The sequence below is a fragment of the Apibacter adventoris genome, from assembly GCF_002964965.1.
GTDB lineage: Bacteria > Bacteroidota > Bacteroidia > Flavobacteriales > Weeksellaceae > Apibacter > Apibacter adventoris.
Map to the genome: position 1 here is coordinate 127,077 of NZ_PSZN01000024.1, position 23,786 is coordinate 150,862.

The 23,786-nt window shown below is 28.4% G+C and carries 18 protein-coding genes, 3 tRNA genes and 1 rRNA gene; 11 read left to right on the plus strand and 11 right to left on the minus strand.

Going from position 1 to position 23,786, the window contains the following annotated elements:
• Position 1: 1 nt before the first annotated feature.
• Entirely contained in the window at positions 2–763 is a 762-nt protein-coding gene (locus C4S76_RS11520) for a hypothetical protein (RefSeq protein WP_105194627.1), read from the plus strand.
• A 52-nt stretch (positions 764–815) separates the two neighbouring features.
• On the opposite strand, the gene C4S76_RS11525 is transcribed toward C4S76_RS11520, so the two are convergent.
• Positions 816–1,196, minus strand: a complete 381-nt coding sequence (locus tag C4S76_RS11525) for a DUF4293 family protein (RefSeq protein WP_105194628.1) — start codon at positions 1,194–1,196, stop codon at positions 816–818.
• Positions 1,197–1,373: 177 nt separating this feature from the next.
• Between C4S76_RS11525 and rho the strand changes: the two genes are divergently transcribed.
• Complete coding sequence (gene rho / locus C4S76_RS11530; protein ID WP_105194629.1) at positions 1,374–3,011, plus strand: transcription termination factor Rho; 1,638 nt, start codon at positions 1,374–1,376, stop codon at positions 3,009–3,011.
• Positions 3,012–3,108: 97 nt separating this feature from the next.
• On the opposite strand, the gene C4S76_RS11535 is transcribed toward rho, so the two are convergent.
• The 3 genes from C4S76_RS11535 to C4S76_RS11545 form a co-directional block, all read right to left on the minus strand.
• Positions 3,109–3,684: a hypothetical protein gene (locus C4S76_RS11535; protein WP_105194630.1), complete on the minus strand. Its 576-nt coding sequence runs from the start codon at positions 3,682–3,684 to the stop codon at positions 3,109–3,111.
• 612 nt (positions 3,685–4,296) lie between these two features.
• Positions 4,297–5,184: a GTPase Era gene (gene era, locus C4S76_RS11540; protein ID WP_105194631.1), complete on the minus strand. Its 888-nt coding sequence runs from the start codon at positions 5,182–5,184 to the stop codon at positions 4,297–4,299.
• A 24-nt stretch (positions 5,185–5,208) separates the two neighbouring features.
• Positions 5,209–6,114 (minus strand): N-acetylmuramoyl-L-alanine amidase, encoded by a 906-nt coding sequence (locus C4S76_RS11545; protein WP_105194632.1) that lies wholly within the window; start codon positions 6,112–6,114, stop codon positions 5,209–5,211.
• A gap of 133 nt (positions 6,115–6,247) precedes the next feature.
• Here C4S76_RS11545 and C4S76_RS11550 point away from each other — a divergent pair.
• The 3 genes from C4S76_RS11550 (at position 6,248) to C4S76_RS11560 (ending at position 6,536) form a co-directional block, all read left to right on the plus strand.
• Positions 6,248–6,332: transfer RNA gene (locus tag C4S76_RS11550), tRNA-Ser, on the plus strand.
• Positions 6,333–6,368: 36 nt separating this feature from the next.
• Positions 6,369–6,441 (plus strand) — tRNA-Pro (locus tag C4S76_RS11555).
• 21 nt (positions 6,442–6,462) lie between these two features.
• Positions 6,463–6,536 (plus strand) — tRNA-Arg (locus C4S76_RS11560).
• A 335-nt stretch (positions 6,537–6,871) separates the two neighbouring features.
• Here C4S76_RS11560 and C4S76_RS11565 read toward each other — a convergent pair.
• The 3 genes from C4S76_RS11565 to C4S76_RS11575 form a co-directional block, all read right to left on the minus strand.
• Positions 6,872–7,735: a reverse transcriptase family protein gene (locus C4S76_RS11565; protein ID WP_105194633.1), complete on the minus strand. Its 864-nt coding sequence runs from the start codon at positions 7,733–7,735 to the stop codon at positions 6,872–6,874.
• Positions 7,716–8,006: a helix-turn-helix domain-containing protein gene (locus C4S76_RS11570; RefSeq protein ID WP_105194634.1), complete on the minus strand. Its 291-nt coding sequence runs from the start codon at positions 8,004–8,006 to the stop codon at positions 7,716–7,718. The genes C4S76_RS11565 and C4S76_RS11570 overlap by 20 nt, the downstream gene beginning before the upstream one ends.
• A gap of 82 nt (positions 8,007–8,088) precedes the next feature.
• A complete protein-coding gene (locus tag C4S76_RS11575; protein WP_105194635.1) occupies positions 8,089–8,307 on the minus strand; it encodes a hypothetical protein in 219 nt (72 codons plus the stop codon).
• Between the two features lie 679 nt (positions 8,308–8,986).
• Between C4S76_RS11575 and C4S76_RS11580 the strand changes: the two genes are divergently transcribed.
• From C4S76_RS11580 to C4S76_RS11590, 3 genes are all read left to right on the plus strand, one after another.
• Positions 8,987–9,760 (plus strand): hypothetical protein, encoded by a 774-nt coding sequence (locus tag C4S76_RS11580; protein WP_105194636.1) that lies wholly within the window; start codon positions 8,987–8,989, stop codon positions 9,758–9,760.
• Positions 9,761–9,920: 160 nt separating this feature from the next.
• Positions 9,921–10,310: a hypothetical protein gene (locus tag C4S76_RS11585; protein ID WP_105194637.1), complete on the plus strand. Its 390-nt coding sequence runs from the start codon at positions 9,921–9,923 to the stop codon at positions 10,308–10,310.
• A gap of 82 nt (positions 10,311–10,392) precedes the next feature.
• Positions 10,393–13,455, plus strand: a complete 3,063-nt coding sequence (locus C4S76_RS11590; RefSeq protein WP_105194638.1) for a DEAD/DEAH box helicase — start codon at positions 10,393–10,395, stop codon at positions 13,453–13,455.
• Between the two features lie 284 nt (positions 13,456–13,739).
• Here the strand turns inward: C4S76_RS11590 and C4S76_RS11595 are convergent, their stop codons facing one another.
• The 4 genes from C4S76_RS11595 to C4S76_RS11610 all read right to left on the minus strand — a co-directional run bounded on the left by C4S76_RS11595 (position 13,740) and on the right by C4S76_RS11610 (position 18,897).
• On the minus strand, positions 13,740–14,270 hold the full coding sequence (locus C4S76_RS11595) for a DUF3828 domain-containing protein (RefSeq protein ID WP_105194639.1): 531 nt from the start codon (positions 14,268–14,270) through the stop codon (positions 13,740–13,742).
• Positions 14,271–14,356: 86 nt separating this feature from the next.
• Positions 14,357–14,746: a DUF5684 domain-containing protein gene (locus tag C4S76_RS11600; protein ID WP_105194640.1), complete on the minus strand. Its 390-nt coding sequence runs from the start codon at positions 14,744–14,746 to the stop codon at positions 14,357–14,359.
• Positions 14,747–15,321: 575 nt separating this feature from the next.
• A complete protein-coding gene (locus C4S76_RS11605; protein ID WP_245915839.1) occupies positions 15,322–16,473 on the minus strand; it encodes an MFS transporter in 1,152 nt (383 codons plus the stop codon).
• A 255-nt stretch (positions 16,474–16,728) separates the two neighbouring features.
• Positions 16,729–18,897 (minus strand): helix-turn-helix domain-containing protein, encoded by a 2,169-nt coding sequence (locus tag C4S76_RS11610; RefSeq protein WP_105194641.1) that lies wholly within the window; start codon positions 18,895–18,897, stop codon positions 16,729–16,731.
• 440 nt (positions 18,898–19,337) lie between these two features.
• Here C4S76_RS11610 and C4S76_RS11615 point away from each other — a divergent pair, with 440 nt between their 5' ends.
• From C4S76_RS11615 to C4S76_RS11625, 3 genes are all read left to right on the plus strand, one after another.
• A complete protein-coding gene (locus C4S76_RS11615; protein ID WP_105194642.1) occupies positions 19,338–20,666 on the plus strand; it encodes a hydroxymethylglutaryl-CoA reductase, degradative in 1,329 nt (442 codons plus the stop codon).
• A gap of 14 nt (positions 20,667–20,680) precedes the next feature.
• Positions 20,681–22,807 carry a S46 family peptidase gene (locus C4S76_RS11620; RefSeq protein WP_105194643.1) on the plus strand — a complete coding sequence of 709 codons (2,127 nt, stop codon included), beginning with the start codon at positions 20,681–20,683 and terminating at the stop codon, positions 22,805–22,807.
• A gap of 432 nt (positions 22,808–23,239) precedes the next feature.
• Positions 23,240–23,786, plus strand: a 16S ribosomal RNA gene (locus C4S76_RS11625); the annotation flags it as partial.

The following is a 23,786-nucleotide window of genomic DNA, read 5'->3' on the forward strand; positions in this document are numbered from 1 at the left end:
AATGAAAATGTTTTTAACTAAATATTTACTTGAAACTCAGTTATGGGTTTCTGGAATGATTACTTATTTGAGTTTATTTTTTGGTATTTTATTTAGTTCTGTTGACCATTACAGACTTGAAATAGTTTTCTTTTCCACTTTAGCAGGATATAACTATATGCATTTTCATAAGTATTGGCTAAAATATTCAAAAAAAATACTAAATCTTATAATCTTTATTTCCAGCCTATTAATTTTATTTTTTTTGATATTTTTAGAAAATGATATTTCACTTATAGTAAAATTATTATTTTTAAGCATATGGGTAGTTCTTTATAACTCATATTTTATTTTTTTAAAAATAAGAAATATCTCCCTATTTAAAATTATTCTTATTGCTACAATCTGGTCTTGCGTTATTTTTTATATAGGGAATAATATAATTCCTTCTTATTCATTATTTATAAGTGTTTTATTATATATTATTGGAATTACAATTCCTTTTGATATAGTTGATGCTAATAGAGATACAATACAAACTATTCCTAAAATGGTAGGTGTGAATTTTAGTAAATTTATTTCAATTTTGTGTTTTAATATTTCTTTTTTACTGTTTTATAATAATTTTTCACAAAAGCCAGATTATAGTATAGCATGGGGTATAACAAATTTATTTGCGGCTTTATTGGTGCTATTTATGCCTCAAAAAAACTCTTATTTTTATACTAGATTTTGGATAGAATTGTCTTCTTCTATACCAATTATTATCTATTATTTTATATAAAAATAAGGGTAGCTTTAGCTACCCTTACACACTCATAAAGTTGTAATGAGTTCTAACGGAATCTATCTACAGATTTTATAAGTTTTTCGTCCTTATTGATGTACTTATTTGCCATGGCAAGCAGAATAATCAGCAAAACCGGAACAATTAACTCAACCCCTTTCTTAGGGGACAAATCCCCTCCAGGAGTTATTAGTAGATAATAAACCATAAAACCAATTAACAATAAGTTGATAATTATATTTAAATAATTAATATTCTTTTGTGCAGATCTATTTTTAAAACAAAAAATAGAAATAAAAGCTAGTATTGCCACTACTAATAAAAGTATCATATCAATTCTTTCATTAGGAATAAAATCGGTTATTAATCCGCAAATTATGCCAATAATACCAGTCAATGTAAGATATAAACTTTGTATTCTTTGAATCAAAACTTTTTTTTAAAAAGCAAAAGTAAAAAAAATTAGTGTTTTAATAAAATATTTTGTAATATTGCCCAATTAAATCTACTGTGATTAGGATATTATTTTATATAGTTCTACTTTTTTTAAAATCTCTATAAAAAATATTTAAAATCAAATTATTAAAATTATTTACGGACATAAATTATGCTTGAAGAACAGAAGCTTAAATCAATGAGAGTTGCTGAATTGCAAGTCATTGCTGATCAATTAAAAATTAAAAGTTCGGGGTTAAAAAAATCAGAGTTAATAGATGCCATATTATCCGGTCAAATTAAAAATAAAGATAAAAAGGAATTAGAAGAAGTACCTGAAAAAGCAGAAACTTTAATTGTTGCAAAACAACCTAGAAAAAGAATACCTTCAAATAGTCAAAGAAACACACTGTTTTCACAAGGAAAAAAAGATTCTGAATCCATAAAAGATGAAGATAACTTTGAGATGGATATGGTTGACGATACAGCTAAAGAGGGTTTTGTATACAGAAAGCCCCAGGTGATTCTACAAAAAAGTGCAGATAGTACACATTTTCAAAAACCCCGAGAGGATAAAAAAAATAATTTTGAAGACAGTGATGAAAAAGGGAATTTTCAAAAACTAAGAGACAATAATTTTAAAAATAATTACAAACAGGGAAATGTAAATAAATACAAATCGTCTGATTATGAATTTGAAGGTATTATAATTACTGAGGGAGTGCTAGAAATAACCCAGGAAGGTTATGGATTTTTGCGATCTTCAGATTTTAATTATCTTTCTTCCCCGGATGATGTATATGTTTCTCTTTCTCAAATAAAACTTTTCGGATTAAAAACAGGAGATACTGTTACCGGAGAAGTTCGACCTCCTAAAGAAGGAGAAAAGTTTTTTCCTTTAGTAAAAATTAAAGAAATTAACGGTAGGGAGCCCTCTTTTGTTAGAGATAGAGTTTCTTTTGAACATTTAACTCCTTTATTTCCGGAAGAAAAATTTAAGTTAGCAGGAACTGGAGCAACTCTTTCAACAAGAGTAGTAGATTTATTTTCTCCAATAGGAAAAGGTCAGAGAGGAATGATCGTAGCCCAACCTAAAACAGGGAAAACACTTTTATTAAAAGACATAGCAAATGTAATTTCTATAAATCATCCGGAAGTTTATATGATTGTTTTATTAATTGATGAACGCCCGGAAGAAGTAACCGATATGCAAAGAAGTGTAAAAGGAGAAGTAATAGCTTCAACTTTTGATGAATCTGCCGAAAAACATGTGAAAGTTGCCAATATAGTATTATCAAAAGCACAGCGAATGGTAGAATGCGGACATGATGTAGTCATATTGTTAGATTCTATTACTCGATTAGCGCGAGCATACAATACTGTTTCTCCAGCATCAGGAAAAGTTCTTTCTGGAGGAGTAGATGCCAATGCACTACATAAACCGAAACGTTTTTTCGGAGCAGCAAGAAATATAGAAGGAGGAGGATCATTAACCATTATAGCAACTGCCTTAATTGATACAGGATCTAAAATGGATGAAGTGATATTTGAAGAATTTAAAGGAACAGGAAATATGGAACTACAATTAGATAGGAAAATTGCTAACAAACGTATTTATCCTGCTATTGATCTGGTTTCTTCTTCCACCCGTAGAGATGATTTACTATTAGATGCAGTAACCCAACAAAGAATGTGGATACTTAGAAACCATTTAGCTGATATGAATCCGTTGGAAGCTATGGAATTTTTGAAAGGCAGACTTGACAGGACTATTTCAAATGAAGAATTTCTTCTTACTATGAATAAATAGGGATTGAATTTAATCAACATAAATCTATTTTTTTAATAAAAAAGCTAATCGATAACAATTAGCTTTTTTTATTTTTTGATGTTGAAAAAGAAGTGAGTTATTTCATATATCTGGAACGACTTCTCATATTTGGATTAATCATATTACTTCGTGAAACATTTACTTTTTTCATTTGCTCTTTCATCATCTTTATTTGATCTCCCAACATATTAGAAGTATCTAATTTTTTTGCTTCATTTAACAATCGTTCCGCTTCATTTTTATTCCCTCTCATCATAGCACCGGAAGCTATAGTTAAGGTAGCAAGAGCACGGTCATGTTTAAAACTTAATCCGTAGTCTAATGCAGTTCTCATATAAGATTCGGCTTTAGATGGATTATCCTGTGCTTCAGTAATTCCCATAAGATAATTATAATACCCCATTTGCTTTCTTACTAATTGAGATTTAGGATTTGTAATTTTATTTAACCATTTTCGAGCCTCTGAAAGGTTTTGTTTTCTTAATTTCCAAAATGCTAACAAGATGTATTCATTTCTGAAAAATAAAAGGATAGGAATTAATGATAAAATTACAATTAAAATTCCTAAACCAATTTGACGATTAAACATGAAATAAATTCCGGCAGCAATAATTAATGCAGCAATAATAAGTTTTATATATTTATTATTCATTATATAGACAAGTTTTGGCAAAGGTAAGAAATATAGAATGAAATGAAGAACATATTATTTTTTCAAATGATACTAATATAAGCTGCCATCATATCTAAAAGCAATTTTATAAATCATGTATTTTTAGTATAATAATAATTTTGGTTGTAAGCTAGAGTATCTTTATTATTAAATCGGATAATGGTAGTAAAATTATTATTTTTCAATTTCGAAAAACACAAGTTTCATCCAAGTAAATCTTTAAAATTAGAATATGTATAAATATTGAGTTTAGAGATAGAATATCAACTATCAGCCCCTTTATTTTTTAAAAAGTAAATAGGAGTGTTTTATATATCTCTAATCAAATTTTTCTAAATTGTCTAAAAATAATATTGATTGGTTTTTTAAATAAAGTATATTTTGTTATTTGTTGAGAATTAAAAATTTTATAAATAAAATTAGTGTCTTTATGGTAATCTATTTTTATTTTCTGGGGTTTATAAAGAAATGATGATTAGATATTAAGGTTATTTTCTAAATATAAAGTGTTCTCTTCTTTGCTTGAATGACATGAAATTACTAAAAATAGCAAAGTATATAAAAAAATATTTCTTAAAAAAGAACATATATTTATTTTGAATAACCGAATTTTTTTAAATCTTTCTCATTCGATCTCCAGTCTTTTTTCACTTTAACAAAAAGATTTAAATAAATTTTTTTATTGAAAAAATTTTCTAAATCTATACGTGCCTGAGTTCCTACTTTTTTAATTTTTTCTCCTTTATGACCTATGATTATTCCTTTTTGAGTGTTTCTTTCTACATAAATAATTGATTCTATACGGATTATGTTTTCTTCATCTTTAAAAGATTCTGTTACCACTTCAACAGAATAAGGAATTTCCTTTTGATAATTAAGTAATATTTTTTCTCTTATAGTTTCATTTACAAAAAAACGTTCAGAAAGTGTTGTAAATAATTCCTTATCATAATACGCAGGAGCCTCAGGTAACAATTCTTTTATCTTAGGCAGAATAAGTTCAGTATTAAGTTTGTAAAGAGCAGAAATAGGTAGTATTTCTGCTTTAGGTAAAAGGGAATGCCAATAATCTACTCCTTTAGTAATGGAATGGGTTTCTTGGGATTTATCTATTTTATTAATCAGAACTAAAACAGGAATTTTAACTGCATTTAATTTTTTTATTAAATATTCAGACAAGTATTTTTCTTCACCAAATTCTGTAATATAAATAATGATATCTGCATCTTGAAAAGCTTCTTTAACGAAATCATTCATTTTTGAATGTAATTCATAAATTGGTTTCATAATGATACCCGGAGTATCTGAAAAAACAATTTGTGTGTCTTCATCACTCCAAATACCAAAAATTCTATGTCGAGTAGTTTGGGCTTTTGAGGTTACAATAGATAATTTTTCACCCATCAACTCATTCATTAAAGTTGATTTACCTACGTTAGGTTTTCCTACTATATTGACGAAACCGGATTTATGAGTCATAAGTTAAATCGTAATGATTAATAGTTATTTAGAACGATATTTTTTATTCAGAGCTTGTAATATTGCCCAGGTTTCAGCATCTACTATACCATCGGCTTTTTCTGGTCTAAAATGCCATTGAAAAGCACGTACAATATCTTTTGTATTTTTATCCCATTCGCCGGTGTTGTCTATTTTATAACCGTATTTTTGTAATCCTTTTTGAAATTCAAGAGCTGAATTATAAGGATAGGTATCATAAATAAATTTTTCTAAGAAAAGTTCTTTGTCGGCATCATTATACCAAGCCCCAATATTATATTGAGTATATAAAGTTTTCCACGGGAATAAAGGCCCTGGATCTTGTTTTCTTAAAGGAGCAATATCTGAATGGCCTACTACATAGGTAGGATCTATATCATAACGGCTGATAATATTTTGAGCCAAGGCTGCTATTTTTTTGATTTGGAAATCATAGTAGGGTTGAAATATCAAAGAATCTCCAACTTTTACATAGCCTTTATTTACTATTTCAATGCCTATGGAAGTATCGTTCAGATTTTCTCTTCCATTCCAGGCGCTATAACCGGCATGATAGGAACGTTTATCTTCACTTACCAATAATTGTATTGTATCATTAGGAGTATCAGGAATTAAGTAATGTGCACTCACATTCTTTTTAGTTAGTATTTTTATAGAGGTAGGATAGTCAGATACTGTATAATGAAGTACTAAGAATTTAATTCTATCATCATAAGCCTGAGAAGGAAAGTATTCCTTGGAAATCACATAATTAGGTAATTTAGCTTCAGTAATTACATGGTATTTAGGGTTTATATCGGTTACATACACTGTGTCATGTATAACTTTAGTCTGAACCATAATTTTTTTAGATGATCCACAACTGGTCAAAAATATACAGATAAGAGATAAAAATAATATGTGTTTCATATACTGGAATTAACCGTACAAAGGTATAAAACGAATAAACAAAAATAAGTTAAAAAATTTATAAAAATACTTGCATAAATAAAAACTTACTGCTACTTTTGCACTCCAATTTGTCAACAATAGTAACAAATTAGGAGAGTTGCCGGAGTGGTTAACGGAGCAGTTTGCTAAACTGTCGACGGGAAACCGTCGCGTGGGTTCGAATCCCACACTCTCCGCAGCGTGAAGTTAAATCTAGATCATTAAGAAATTTACGGGGTGTAGCGCAGGTGGTAGCGCATCTGGTTTGGGACCAGAGGGTCGCAGGTTCGAGTCCTGTCACCCCGACTTAATAGAATCCGAAAGGAGGGTCGCGTAGCTCAGCTGGATAGAGCATCTGCCTTCTAAGCAGACGGTCAAAGGTTCGAATCCTTTCGCGATCACAAGATTGAGAACTTAACAACTCAATAAAAGTAACAAAAACCTCTGTAATACTTAACTACAGAGTTTTTTTTATGCTTACTCCTCACGGCTAGGTTCGCCATATTTAGACAAGATTCACTGGATTTATTCCCCCTTTATTCCCCCTTTTTTATATGGGTATAAAATCCTTTTCTTTTCCATTTAAAAATTTCTGAACAAAAAACCGGATGAATTGCTTTGAAAAGTCCTGACAGATTTCGAATTTAGCTCATGTAAATAGTTATTATTTGTAAACAATAGAAAAAAGAATAAAACCATGACTATAAAAGTAACTGACATTGTTTAGATTTAAAAATTAAGGATTTGATTTACTTTTTTTGTTTGTCTTTTTTATATTACTTCGATAGGTTGTGTATGGTTTAGGGCAATCATCTGGCAAATTTTCTTCTTCTTTAACTTTTAAAAGAATATTTTCAGAAGCATCAATTTTATTTAAAAAAACATTAATCCCCGTTATAGTTTGATTCTTTTTGTAATAAGTCTTTCTTCTACTTATTCTTAGTCCACTTTGTAAAATAATTGTTAAAATAGGTTCAATAAGATGCTGAAAATCTTTTTGGGAAGAGAATGTTAAATCATCTATGAACCGTGTATATGTAATATCATGTTCCTTACAGAAACTAATAAGTTTATAATCTGTTTCTAAAAAAATAATATTAGATAGATGAGTGCTTGTTGGGGTTCCTTGAGGTAGTTCTCCTTTCCATGTAGTTAAACGAGTTAGATAAAATGTAGATTGTTTATTGAAGCCTAAGTTAGTAAATGTATCATGAATCCTTTTAACTTTAATTGAAGGGAAAAAATCTTGAAGGTCAGTTGTTAATGTATACTTTTTTCCTTGGTGCGGTTTTGCATTAGTTATATTACTTCGTTGTTTTCTGCCTCCATGAATTTCGTTAGGAAGTTCAATATTAGCAAGAATCCGGTCTTTAATTCTAGATTGGATTATTTTTAAAATGCCTTTTGACGGTCGAATAATCCTTTTTTTTATTGTACCATCTTTATATGTCTTAGGCTGATAGGTACTTTTATACATTTTTATTTCTTCCCATTCACTATAATACTTATCAATTTCGGAAATAATTTTATCTATTTTACTATCAGAAACATTTATTATTGATGGAAGATGTAATTTATTCCTAAACTCTAAAGAATTCATTTATCAAAGACTTTACGGATGGATTAATTATTTCAAAAGCCTTTCTTTTTTCTGGAGAAATATCATCTTCATTAAGCGATAAAAAAAATAAAATGGGTAATGGGATATCCAGATTTTTACTTATCTCTTTTAATGTAGACAAATTAGGTTCTTTGTTATTGTTCTCAATTTGAGATAAATATGTTTGGGTAATCCCGCAACTTGAGGCAAACTCTGATTGAGTTTGTCCCTTCTGCTTTCTGGTATCTTTTATAACTGTTCCTAAATTCATTTCAAATCTTATTTAGTTGGAGTAAGTAAAAAGGTGTCGAAGGTACTTGATGATGTAAAAATGTTTCATGACTCAATAGTGTTTAAATTAAAAACTTGGTAATTAATTCGACAATATCAGAAATTTCCATCTGATAGTGTTTATCGGTTAATCCCTTTTTTGTTCTTAATCTATTCAATTTTGCTATTGCATCATTCAATAAATTAACATCATCCTCCGAAAGAGAACACTGGCTCTTAGCGATAGTTTGTAATGAAATAATTAAACCATCGATGTTTTGAAGTCTTTTTAATCTAGACATATACTTATATATTTAATTATTGGAGCACTATTACTCCTGCTCCTTTAAATAATAGCCAATTACTAAATACGTAGACAATGTTCTCTATAACACCTCTTTAAATCCCTGCTCCTTATTAAAAAATGAAGAAGCATTCAAATCTTTATCAGTATTACTGCATTGCCTTCATTACTTGAATAGGTAATTCGGCAATACGGAGTATAATATTGAATTGGGTCTGAAACCCTATAAAAGGGTTGTTTAAATAGTTTTAAACAAAAATTAATACTCTATTTAGTAAATGGTTTCAAAACATTTTTCTAAGAACTATGATGCAAATGTATAAAATATTCCTGACAGTTAATAAAAAACATTAAAATATTTTTTTAATGTTTATTAAATTAATAGTAAGATAATGATTATCAGTTTCTTGATAATGATATTTTCAATGAGTTTATTTTTTCTTTTTTTGGAATTGAAAAATAAATTAAAACTGGAAAACCTAAGGATTCGCTTCAACCAGAATGGTGTTTTAAAGTGGTTGAATATCTGATTTTATGGCTTTATTTTCTTTTTAGGGGTAATTAACCAATTAAAAAAAAGAAAGTGGATTAAATGAGCTTGTCCATAAATTATGTTTTTTTATTTCGTTAATGATCAATAAAAAATTCTAATTTAGAGGGATAAAAATTATGGTCTTATGTCTAAGTTTAAAGAAGCATATTATAAACTAGGAGATGAATATATAACAGTTAAAGAGTATTCTGATAATATACATAGGGAAAAAGTATATTGTCCTGAATGCCATACAGCACCGATTCATATCGTTTGCAAAGAGAAAATTAAACCTTATTTTGCCTCTGATAGAAACGACAAGCATTTAAAGGATTGTCAATTTTATGAAGAATTTATATCTAATAAAAATCTCATAAAACTTATTGATAGTAAAAATATTGAAGACAAAAAAAGATTGAATTTTCTTATAGATAATGGTTTACAAGGAGCAATAAATATATTAATTAAAAATAGATTAGATAAGCTAGAAACTAAGCAAAATTCAATAAAAGAAAATAACTCATACGGTTCCCCATTAGTTTCATCAAATACTTATAAAAGAGAAAGCATTACAAGAGTTAATATTAAAAATCTAATAAAAAGAAAGGATGAACTTTTAGATAATTTTATAATTATTTGGGGAAAAGCATCTATTCAAAGTAAAGAAGATGAAAAGATAAATTCAAAAACAAAAGAAAAATTTAAATCTAAAATATTGAATTTTAGAAAAGATAATGAATTTAAATTTTTAATAAGCTTAAATGCAAATCAAATAAATTATTATAAGGAACTTCCAAGGAACATGACAGAAATAGGTTTTGCTGTATTTGGATTATTAAAGGAAATAAAATTAGCCGATAATATAAAAAGACTTAAATTAGAAATTAAGAGTACTCAGCTTTACTATGACTTGGGTTAAAATTGAAAATTAGTTTTTTTTAAATCGTATTTTAAGTGGCTGTATTTATGGTTTTATAGCTTCAATTTCTTTTTAGGGAGGAGTTTGAAGTATCGAAAGTGGAGTAAATGAGTTTATTTTAAATTTCATTTCATTAAATTCATTTTTTTAAATTGACATTATGAAAATGGCTGAAACTAAAGATATTGTAGATTTCATAGAGAAAAATTCTGATAAAATTGTTGGAAATATTAAATTTAAAGATATTGAGAATCTTAGGTTCCTGAAATACCAATTCCGTACTTCTGATGTAAAGAAAAACTCTCCCCTGCTCCAACGTTTTTATTGTGAATATTATGGATTAAATAAGATAGGACTAACCCATGATTTCAAACAGGAATATTATAAGCAAGGAGCCTATTTGATGAAGATAGAGCATAATCAGTTGAAAGATATAAAACGCTTAGACTTTGAAACCCTCGCTCTATTAAATAAGTCTGCATATGTAAGAAGTAATTTAAAAATAAGCAATAAATTATTAATGAAATATAAAACTAGATTGGAAACATGAATATATCTAGATTATACACTTTTGAAGAAGAATTACAAATATAAATTGGGCTACTGTCCATAAATTTAAATTTTCACAAAAATTGAAACAACAAGATATACTAAAATTCTGGAGGAATGTTGAAATATTCGATCTCCCAGATTTAAATAAAGATGCTTATCTTCTCAAAGAAGGAGATTTCTTGCCATGGCTTAAGACAGATAAGCCTATAAATAAAAATTATAAATGGCGTTATACTCTATTTTTTGGTAAGATTGGAAAGAAAATAATCGTTGACCATCTCAATAGTTTATTGAAAAGTGATAGCACAAATGATTGGGAAGAACTTGTTAGCGGTTTTACTTGTTTATCTGCATTGATTTTAGATGAGAAAGGTTGTCCTCAACAAAATGATTATGTTACGGCTAGTTACACATTCGGAATTGGTGCATTAGAGCAAAATATAAGTCTCTCGTCTGTTAGTGATGCTCTGAAAAAATCGCAAACAGATTTTTCAGACAGATATAACTTCAGACTCGTTGAGATTAATGGAAAACAGATTCTTCAAGGAGAAACAGTCTTATGGGAACACCTCAACAAAGAAATTGACTATTTAAAAGATATCAACAAATGGTGGGATCAAAGTATCGGTATTTATCTTTTAGAGGAAAGTGTTCCAAAAGATAGCGAAGCTAATACTGGCTTTCTGAATAGTTTTTATTTAAATGATTTAGACTATCTTTCATCTATCAAAAAGAATGAATTAGGAACGGCTCTTCAATTATATTTAGAACAAGCACCTTCAATTGGTAAAAGAAAAGATCTAATACAAAATAAAGAGCTACTCTTCGAGAGCTTTAGTCCAGATTCTATGACTTGCGGAAGGTGGCCTTCAAATATTGAATACGGTCTTTATTCAGCACAAGTGGGAGCTGTAAATTCAATTTTTTCTAATCTAAAAGATGCTGAAGGTATACAAGGAGTGAATGGTCCACCGGGAACAGGAAAAACAACCCTATTGAAAGATATTATTGCCGAAATTATTGTTGAGAGAGCAAAGGTTATCTCTGATTTAGGTTGTGATAATTTATTCGAGAGAGGCTTTAAGAAAATTGAAAAGGAATCAGGTTATAACTATTATACTTACAATCTAAAGCAATCTCTAAAAAATAATTTCGGTATAGTTGTAGCTAGCAATAATAATGCTGCAGTTGAAAATATAAGCAAAGAACTACCTCAAAAAGAGAATATTGACACAAAAACTTTTACTGATATTGATTATTTCTCTATCTGTTCACAATCATTGATAAAAAAAGATAGCTGGGGAGTTGTCGCAGCAGCTTTGGGAAATATGAAAAACAGAGAGATGTTTAGAAAAGCTTTCTGGCAATCGGGGAAAACAGCAGAACAAAATGGATTTAATGGATTTCAAAATTTGTTATACGATATTTATAAAGATCCTGATAGTGATGAAACATCTATATATAAGGACTCTTTTATCAAACATAATGAGTTATTTAAGAATTTACTAAAAAAGTTTGAGGATTTTAAAGAGCAAGCATCTTTATTTCATAGATTGCTTCCAGATTATATTAAGAACAGGCAAAAAGAAATACAACTTACACGTAAACTCACAATAATTGATGAAAATTTATCTAATCTATCGTATGAGCAAACAAAGCTTATAGGGAAAGAAAATCAGGTAAGACAAGATGCAGATAGAATTCAAATTCTACTGAATGCACATTTGCAAAGAAAACCAACACTCTTCTTTATTCAAAAACTATTTTCCACAAAAAGTTATAAACAGTGGAGTTCTGGAACAGAAGAGATTATTAATAGATTACGATCATTAGATGTATCATTAGATAATGCAAGGAAAGCACTCTCACTCAATAGAGATAATTCAAAAGAATTGTCAACGAAGAAAGAGATTATAAAAAAAGACTTATTTAAACTGAATGCATTTTTTGTAGATTATAAAAAATTACAAGATATTCTAAATAAAGGGTATGGAATAGATATAAATAACATATTTGATATTGATTTTTGGGAAAAAGATTTAGATAAAATACATCTTTTGAACCCGTATCATTCTCCTCAAGTAGCAAAACTAAGAAGTGATATATTTATTACAGCACTCCAATTACATCATGATGCTATTCTTGTAAATGCTAAAAATATAAAGAATAACTTGAACGCATTTTTTGAAATGCTTTCCGGCTGGGTAACAGTTGAAAAGAAGATAGCTCAAAACTTATGGGATACATTTTTTTTATGTGTCCCTGTTGTGTCTACGACATTGGCATCGGCAAGTAGATTATTCCCCAATATTGCTAAAAACCAGATTGGGTGGTTGCTGATTGATGAGGCAGGACAAGCTACACCTCAATCAGTTGCTGGATTGATGCATCGCTCAAAAAGATGTGTGATTGTTGGAGATCCATTGCAAGTGGAACCTGTTGTTTCAATGCCAGAAAAATTAGTAACTAGATTGAGAAAAGAATGTAATGTAGAATTAGTTTGGTCTCCTTGTAAAGTTTCAGTACAGCAGCTAGCAGATAGGATTTCTTTATTTGGCACCTATATGCAAATCGGAGATTCGGAAGAGAAGATATGGACCGGTTTTCCTCTTCGCACACATAGAAGATGTGATGACCCTATGTTTTCAATTGCAAATCAGATTGCATATAATAATCAAATGGTGAAAGCTATTAATAAAAACTCAGATGAAGAATTTATTGGTGCATCCACTTGGTTTCATGTTGAATGTACATCCACACCTTATAATAAACATGTTATTCTTGAAGAAATAGAATTTCTTAAAACTAGAATCAGAGAGTTGAAGAGAACTGGCTATACAGGTAATATTTATGTTATTTCACCTTTTAAATCTGTTTCTATTTATTGTACGAGTGAATTTAAAAATCAAAAAAACATCTCTTGCGGAACAATACATAAATTTCAAGGTAAAGAAGCTGATATTGTCTTTCTTGTGCTAGGAAGTAATCCGTCCTCTTCAGGGGCTAGAAATTGGGCTTCGCAAAAACCTAATATGTTGAATGTTGCCTTAACAAGAGCAAAGAAACGTTTTTATGTTATAGGAAATAAGAAGTTATGGGCTTCATGTAATTATTTCAATACTATGGCAAGGGTTCTTAATTAAAGGTATAGATGCAGCTTATTTTCATATTGACGAAATATGATTTTTTAAACAATTTTTATATTTGTAAATTAATGTAAAAATGTAAAACTAAATCGTTACTATTTGAATTAGCTTTTTATTAATATACGGTTGATAATTATTAATTTATAATACAAGATTGTTTACAAATATTCAGAAACCTACTTACAAATAAACTCTTTACTAGTTTTATTTTTTAAGAGAGTTTACAATATTTTTGTTTATTAGACAATATTAAGATAAGATTATTTTTTGTATTAACCTTATTAATTAGATTGCTTATTTACTAAGGGATCATTAAAGTTTAAATATTCATTATTTATAATACTATAGATAATAAAATTTCCATTTTTGTCTTTTTTTAAAAGAAAATCTATGTTTTTTTCTTTTTCATTTTTTTCATCAAAAAGAAAAAAGCTAACTCTATATTCATTTTGATTTTTTAAAGGTTTCACTTTTAAAGTTTTTTTAATTATTTCACCAGAATAATCTTGACCTTGAATGAAAGGATCATAATCTAAAACATAATTATCCTCTTCACTTAAACTATCAATTCTCTTTAATAAACGTTCAGAAACAAATTTTCTTTGTAAATCTTCCATAGAAGAATTAGAAATTGTATCATTACCATAAACTTTGAAATAAAATTCTTTTAAAGTTTTAATTCCTTGTATTGTATCACCATAAAAAATTTTTGTGTTTACATTTATATCCTTGCTATAAATCTTTTTTGATTCTCCTATACAATTTATAAAAATGAAAATTGTTAAAACTAAAATGAAATAAATTTTTTTCATATGATAAAGTATATTTTTATTTTGAAAAATATAAAAAAACCTTTAAAAATTTTTAAAGGTTTTTTTATAATAAATAATACAAATTTTTAATTTACTTGTTTATTTATATTTTCTAAACTTTCATGCATATCATTTTTATCGGAATTCTCATATTGAATATCTTCCTTAAAAGCTAACATAGGTAAAAAAACGAAAGGTAATAAGATAATTCCTAATGTAAAAAATCTGTTTCTATTAAATTTGTTACATACTTCCATCCATAAAGCAACAACAGCAAATATTCCTATACAAGGAATATAACTTAATAAGGACCACCATCCGGGTTTACCGCCAATTTCCGCTAAAACCCAAATATTGTAAAAAGGAATTATTGCCTTCCAACCCGGAACCCCTGCTTTTTCGTAAATTTTCCATGTTGAAACTAAGTTTACTAAAATAATAACTAAAAGAACCAACCAAAATATAAAATTTTTCATAGTTTATAAATTTTTTATTCGCTTGCAAAAATAATTTTTTCTATTTTATTAATATTTTTAAATTAATATTTATTAATGTTAAAAATTTATGTTTTTTTTATTGAAGTAATTTAAAATATATTTTTTATTTAAATTAATTAATAAATTTATATATCAATATGAAAAATAATATGAGTAAACTTTTTATAAAAATATTTTATAATTTAAGTTTATGTATTAAGTTAAGAAAATATAATATTATAATATTTATAATAAATTAATATCATAAATTAAAGTTTATTTATTTTATTTTATTTCAAAGTTCAGAATTTTAAACTTATAAATTTTTTTTTACGATAAATTCTAAATATTGCCTAAATTATCATTGGGATAAATTTATTGCTATCGATGTATAATATAACTTAAAATATGTATAATATTTATGTTAAATGATCTTTAATTATAATTATAAAAAATTATAAAATAAATTATGCACATAATAAATTAAACAATAAATACTCATTGAGTTATAAGAACGTATATTACTTATTTATGTACATATACTTTTGGGTTTATATGAAGTTTATTTAATATTATTAATCTTTAGAAATAAAAGAACTGAGAAATACAATTCCAATTCCAAAAATTGAAATGATAGCATAAGCAATACGTAAAGTAAATTTTTCAGCAATAAATCCAATACAGGGAGGACCTAAAAAGAAACCTATAAAACCAATACTGGTTACAATAGTAAGAGCTTTTCCGGTAGCTATGGTTTTCGATTTACCGGCTAAGGTATAAACCAAAGGTACAATTGCTGAAATACCTAATCCTACAATCATAAAGGAGATAATAGTCATAATAAAATTAGGATAAAACACAGTGATAGATAGACCTAAAAAAATTAATACACCACTGATTTTTAAGGTTTTATTGGGGCCAAATCTACGGACGGTTAAATCTGAAATAAATCGTCCAACAGACATGGTGGACATATAAGCAGTTAATCCATACCCAATATATTCTTTTGGGGGCTTTACAATACTCTTCATATATTCACTGGACCAGTCGGTCATAGACCCTTCACTAATCATAGCAAATAAAGCTAAAATGCCTAATATAATTAAACTTTTATCAGGGAACTGAAATTTATTTTTAGTTTTCTCTTCGTTTTTTTCAGGATAATAATCTATAGGGACTAAAAATTTAAACAAGGCTAAACTTATAATAATTCCGATTGAAGAATAAATAATGAAATGTGAAAGAGGAGGAGTAGAATTACTAATCATAAAAGCTCCCAGCCAGGAAGCTATAAACCCTCCGATGCTCCAAAATCCATGAAATGAACCTGTAATTTGTCCCTTATATGCATGGGAAACATTAACAGCTTGAGTATTTATAGCAATATTAGTAAGATTCCCCATTGCTCCAAAAGCAATAAGATTGAGTTTTAGTTGCCATAAAGTATCCCAAAAACCGATTCCAATAAGAAATAATAAATATAGAATTATAAATAGAAGTGTAGATTTTTTACTTCCCAATTTATAAATAAGATTTCCCGCAAAAGGAAGCGTTATTAATGTCCCGATCGAGAGGTATAGTAAAACCAAACCCCAATCAGAATCAGAAACCTGTAGTTTTGATTTTATTGTAGGAATTCGTGAGGCCCAAGAAGCAAATCCACCACCGAAAAAAAAGAATAAAATGGTGACTGCAATTCTGGGCAAATGATTTTTTATGAAATACATAGATTGCAATTGATGAACAAAAGTATAATTATTATCTTAAAATTAATTATTGTTTTTCATTTTAATTGCTAATACATAATTATACTATAAAAATAAACAAACATAAAAATTGGATTAATAAATATTGGCTATGAAATTATGATTAAGTATATCAATTGTACATACACTAATTTGACAAAGAAACGTAAATCAAAAAAAGCAGATATATTAATATCAGGGATTATAGTAAGTGAAAACCATTCTTGTTTTTATATTTTATTTACTTAAATGGCTTCTTACAAATTTTATTTCATCATAAGAAAAATCTTCTCCTAAAGCTTCTTTTATTTTTTTTAATTCAGGATTATTTAATTTATTAATTACATTTTCAATTGATCCACATTTATCTTTATTAACAAAATCATAAACAGAAATTTTATTTTTAGATATAAGTTTAGAAATGTGATTGCTTATAGTAGATACTGCCAAATTACGTTCTTTAGCAATTTGATCCATATTTTTTCCTTCTTTTAAAAGTTGGTAAGTAATATTTACAGTATTGTCAGTATTTATATGAGATATGTTTCCTTCATCAGAAATAAAATTACTTTCTTTATATGTAAGTCTTTGATCAATAAGATAAGTTGAAAGAATAGATTTTATTTTTAATTTTATGTTTCCTTCAAAATCATTAACTAGTTTAAGATATTGAGTAATTCGAGATTTCTTTTTATATTCCAAATAATGGTTAATAACAGGTTTCCATGTTTTTTGAAAAAGTTCTTCTGCAAAATATTCTACAGCCTTAGATGCCCGCTTTTGAATTTTATCCCAATGGTCATTTTTATCAAAAGTATTTTCATATAATCGGGAAAGTAAAGTATTTCTGAATTTTTTATTAATTAATTGAAGGGAATGTAGGCATTCATCTATAGAGGTAATTAATTCCAATACTTGTTGTTTTTCCGGAATATTTTTCTCAATGGTTTTTTTTCTCCATTCTTGTAAATCTAAAATTAGATTTTGAATATTTAAAGATTTAAAGAGAGATTCGAGTCCAAAAATATACTTTTCTTCATTCAAAATGTTTTCCAGTTCGCGAATATTCCACATTTGCTTTTGAAATTCATTGATCTTATCATCCTGAATAATATTATGATTATGTATTATAGATTTTAATATTATTCCTTCAAGAGTTCTACATCGGCTTAGAGCTACATATACTTGTCCCGAAGCAAAAGATTTTCCTGCATCAATAATAACTTTATCAAAAGTTAATCCTTGACTTTTATGGATAGTAACGGCCCATGCCAAACGGATAGGATATTGCGAAAAAGAACCTAATTCTTCTTCGGTTATTTTTCCGTTTTCTTTATTTAGAGTATATTTTATATTTTTCCAAACTTCATGTTCTAGTAATAGAAGTTCTTTTTGATTTTCAAAACGAACATAAATATCAGAATCTTCTATTTTTTCAATTAAACCAATTTTCCCATTAAAATATCTTTTATTTCCAGAACTATCATTTCTGATGAACATGATTTGGGAACCTTCTTTTAAAACTAGCTCAATTTCTGTAGGATAAGAATTTTCAGGAAAAGTTCCTTCTATCATAGCTTCAAAAAACTTTATGGGTTTATTTAGTTTTTCTAATGCTTTTTGGTTAATTGAGTCAGCAATATAATTATGTGTAGTTAAGGTAATATAGCCAGATTCTTTTGGAATAAAATCAGGATTATACCTTTCATGTAATAATTCAAAATCAATGGAATCAAAATCTTGGTATCTTACTGCATTAAGTAAATCAATAAAAATAGGGTCTTCCTGTCTGTAAACTTTTTTAAATTCAATACAAACAGGAGGATTATCTTTTAAAATTAATGCATCAAAGAAAAAAAGACTTTTATAATAATTTTTTAAAAGATTCCATTGTACTTCCTTAATAACAGGGGGCAATTGATACATATCCCCTATCATAATTATTTGTACACCCCCGAAAGGAGAAGGGTTTCTTCTAGTGTATTGCAAAGCCCAGTTAATAGCATCTAAAATATCTGCTCTTAACATAGATACTTCATCAATAATCAAAAGATCTAATTCTAATAGCAACTTTTGTTTGTCCTTATTATATCTGAAATGTTGGTGGAGTTCACCTTTGGTTATAGCAATATTTCGGTCTACCCAATTATCATCAGAAGGAATAAAACTGGTAAGAGGAAAACCGAATAATGAATGAATGGTAACCCCTCCGGCATTAATTGCAGCTACACCTGTTGGAGCAACAACAATGGAACGTTTTTGAGTTTTTTCCTTTAATTCCTTTAAAAAAGTTGTTTTTCCAGTTCCGGCTTTTCCTGTAATAAATAAATTTTTATTAGTAAAGTTAGCTAAATCAAAAGCAAGTTTTTGTTCAATATTCGTAATAGATTTCGGAATGCTTTCCATTTAACTATGAATTTTTTACAAAGTTAGAGCAATTGATTAAAAAAATCAAAAAAGTAAGAAAACCATTTTTATCGAAACTTATATTCTTAAAAAAAGTGATTCTATTAAAATAGGAAATGTATAATTCCTTAGTTTTTTATATAGATTGTAAATTTCCATAAGAATTTTTGAGAAAACTCTTATGGACACATAAATAATAAATACACAAAATATTTAATAACTTAAAGATTATAAGATATTTGCGAAAAGAATAGAAAAATAAAAGAAAATATAATTAGACAAATTGGGAAAACTAAATTCTAATTTAGAAATAGTAAAGTTTATCTACTTTTAAAAAATATATTATATAGTGTTGTAAACTACTTTTTAATACAATAGATTTAAAGGATAGTTAAATATTATTATAACTTTGTTACAGTTTAATGTGTACATCTCTAAAAATGATAAATAAAATAGTAGAAGGATTTTCCAAACTAAATAAAGAAGAAAAAATTAACTGGTTGGTAGATAATTATACCAATAATCCCCAAACAATAAAAAAAATACTGACCCAATATTGGAATGAAGATTCTGAAATACAAAAGCTTCATGAAGAATTTTCTGAAAACACTATTTCAAATTTTTATATGCCTTTTGGGATTGCTCCCAATTTCCTTATAAATGGAAGTATATATGCCATTCCAATGGTTATAGAAGAAAGTTCTGTTGTAGCTGCAGCTTCAAAATCAGCAAAATTTTGGTTAGAACGAGGGGGATTCAAAACAAAAATATTAGGGAATTTAAAATTAGGGCATGTTCATTTTTTATATAAAGGAGATAAATCTAAATTAAATAACTGGTTCTCAAATTATTTAAAAAATATATTATTAATAGGAACAGAAGAGATCACAAAAAACATGCGTAATCGGGGAGGAGGTATTACTAATATTGAATTACTAGATAAAACCAATGACCTTAATGATTATTTTCAAATTCAGGTAACATTTGATACACAAGATAGTATGGGGGCAAACTTTATAAATTCCTGTCTGGAACAAATGTCTAGGATTATAATAGAACAAATTCAGAGATCAGAAATGTTTACCCAAATTGAGAAAGAATCTTTGCAGATAGTCATGTCGATACTTTCGAATTATACCCCAAATTGTATTGCTAGAGCAGAAGTAAGTTGTAAAATAGAAGATTTAGGAGATCAAAATGGTATATCATCAGAAGATTTTGCATGGAAATTTGTACAGGCTATTCGTATAGCGGAAGTAGATCCATTTAGAGCGGCTACACATAATAAAGGAATAATGAACGGAGTAGATTCTGTAGTAATAGCAACAGGAAATGATTTTAGAGCTGTTGAAGCATGTGTACATACCTATGCATCAAGAACTGGGAAATATAAAAGTTTAACCCATTGTCGCATAGAAAATGGAAAATTTCATTATTGGATAGATCTTCCGCTTGCAATAGGTATCGTAGGAGGATTAACTCAATTACATCCTTTAGTAATTGTTTCACTACAAATACTGGGTAATCCTTCGGCAGAAAAGTTAATGCAAATTATTGCAGTTGCAGGATTAGCCCAGAACTTTGCCGCAATCCAATCTTTAATAACATCAGGAATACAAAAAGGGCACATGAAAATGCATTTACTAAATATTTTGAATCAATTAGGAGCTACAGAGCAAGAAAAACAATATTTAATAAATTATTTTAAAGATAAAACCGTTTCCTATCACCAAGTTATTTCAGAATTTAATAAATTAAAAAAACAATAATAAAATATAAACATATGAAAAAGACTTTACTATGCCTTTGTCTTATATTTTTAACCCTTATTCCTGCTAAAGCAGATGAAGGAATGTGGTTAATGATGCTTATAAAAAGATTGAATTACATAGATATGCAAGAGGAAGGGCTCAAATTGACACCAGAAGAAATATATAGCGTTAACAATTCCAGTCTAAAAGATGCAATTGTTAGCTTTGGTGGATTCTGTACAGGAGAAATTATTTCGAATCAAGGATTAGTTCTTACCAATCACCACTGTGGATATTCAAATATAGCTGAATTATCCACACCGGAAAATGATTATTTAAAAAATGGATATTGGGCTAAAAATACACAACAGGAATTACCTGCCAAAAATTTATTTGTACGTTTTTTAGTAAAAATGGGTGATGTATCAGAAAGAATCAATAATTTATTGAAAAAAGCTAAAACAGAAAAAGAAAGAGCAGAAATAATTAAATCTGAATCAGATAAAATAGAAAAAGAAAACAATTCGGATAATAAATATACAGTTGTTGTAAAATCTTTCTTTCATGGAAATGAATTTTATTATTTCGTATATCAGGATTATAAAGATATACGTTTTGTGGGAGCGCCTCCTTCCTCTATAGGTAAGTTTGGAGGAGATACAGATAATTGGGAATGGCCCAGACACACAGGAGATTTTTCAATGTTTAGAATTTATGCAGATAAAAATGGAGATCCGGCAGAATATTCTAATGAAAATATTCCATATACGCCAAAACATTCTTTAACTTTAAACATAGGAGGTGTAAAGCCTGGAGACTTCACAATGGTTATAGGTTATCCGGGAACAACCAGCAGATATTTATCTTCTTATGGAATTCAACAATTGATATCTTATGAATATCCACCGTTTATTGAAGCTTCCAAAAAAGCTATGGATGTTCTTAAAAAACATATGGATGGAGATAAAGCTATTCAATTAAATTATGCAGGAAAATATGCAAGTTTAGCTAATTATTGGAAGAATAGAATAGGAATGATAGAAGCTATAAATAAAAATAAAGTAATTGAAGATAAAATAGAAAAAGAAAAACAATTTGCCCAATGGTCAGAAAAAACAAATTATAAAAATGTATTATCAGACCTAGAGAACTATTATAAACAAACAAACAATACAATAAGAGAAAGAATGTATTTGTTTGGTGTAATGAGATCCAGTTCATATGCAGTTGTACCCTCAAAACTAGGAGATATGCTAAAGACCTATACAGAACAAAATGAAATGGGTAGAGAAGCAATGAAATCCAAGTTAATAGAATCAGTTAATTCCATGTATCAAAAAATATATCCAGAAGTAGAAAAAGATTTGTTAGAAGAATTAATTGGATTGTATATAATAAAAGTAAATATAGACAACTTGCCACAATCTATACGAAATCATATATTAAAAGAAACTGAATTTAAAACTTTGGCTAATAATTCAATATTTGAATCCAAAGAAAAAATAATAAATTACATTAATAATCCAAACAAAAAACTAATTGACGAAGATCCCTTATATATATTATCTAAAGATCTAATATCATTTTATATGCAAAAAGATTCTAAAAATAAAAGATTAGAGGATAATTTTAATCAAGCACAAAGATTATATATTAAAGGATTAGAAAAAACTTTTCCAAATGTTAAATTTTATCCGGATGCCAATTCTACAATGAGATTGACTTATGGGACCGTGAAGACCTTACAAGATAATCCGCAAAAACCCAATGATGCAAAATTAAACTATTACACAACCTTAAAAGGTATGATAGCCAAATATAAAAAAGATGATGCCGAATTTGATTTGCCACAAAAACTAATTGATTTGTATAATGCCAAAGATTATGGGGAATATGCCAATGAAAATGGAGAATTACCCATAGATTTTCTTTCTAATAACGATATTACAGGAGGAAATTCAGGTTCCCCAATAATTAATGGAAAAGGAGAATTAATAGGATTGGCCTTTGATGGTAATTGGGAAGCAATGAGCGGAAACATACAGTTTGATAACGAACTTCAAAGATGTATTAATACAGACATTCGTTTTGTATTGTTTATCATAGAGAAATACTATGGTGCAATAGAAACATTAAAAGAGATAAAGATAATAAAATAAGAGGCAAAAGAACGAGAGAGATAAGACGAGCGCGCGAGAGAATAGAAAAGAAGAATAACAACCGGATAAATAAAAAGAGAGAGAAAGAAGGGGTAAAAGAGATAAACGAAGAATATGAGCGAAAAAAAGTAAAAAAAAGTGGGATAAAAAAATAGAATATAAAATATTGATAAATAAAGATATAGTGATAAGGAGTTAGAGGATGAATAAAAAAATATTAAAAAAAGTTTTGTAAAAATTTGTGAGGGAATAAAAAGTATGTATCTTTGCACCCGCAACTCAGGAACAGAGGAAAAGAGAAGGGAGGAGAGGAGCGAAAACGAACAGATCATTGACATAAAAATTTTAAGATAAAAAGTAGCAAAAACGACTTGGGAAAGCTCTATTAAAAATTAGGGTACAGGGAAAACTTTTGTAAAATTAAAAAGAATTACAATGGAGAGTTTGATCCTGGCTCAGGATGAACGCTAGCGGGAGGCCTAACACATGCAAGCCGAGGGGTATTTTGGAGCTTGCTTCAAGAGAGACCGGCGTACGGGTGCGTAACGCGTATGTAACTTACCTATATCACGGGGATAGCCCGGGGAAACTCGGATTAATACCGGATAACATATAATGTAGCCTTACATTGTATTAAAAGGATTTATCGGATATAGATAGGCATGCGTAGGATTAGTTAGTTGGTAAGGTAACGGCTTACCAAGGCAATGATCCTTAGGGGGCCTGAGAGGGTGAACCCCCACACTGGAACTGAGACACGGACCAGACTCCTACGGGAGGCAGCAGTGAGGAATATTGGACAATGGGTGAGAGCCTGATCCAGCCATCCCGCGTGAAGGACGACAGCCCTATGGGTTTTAAACTTCTTTTGTATGGGAATAAACCACATTACGTGTAATGTGCTGAATGTACCATACGAATAAGCATCGGCTAACTCCGTGCCAGCAGCCGCGGTAATACGGAGGATGCGAGCGTTATC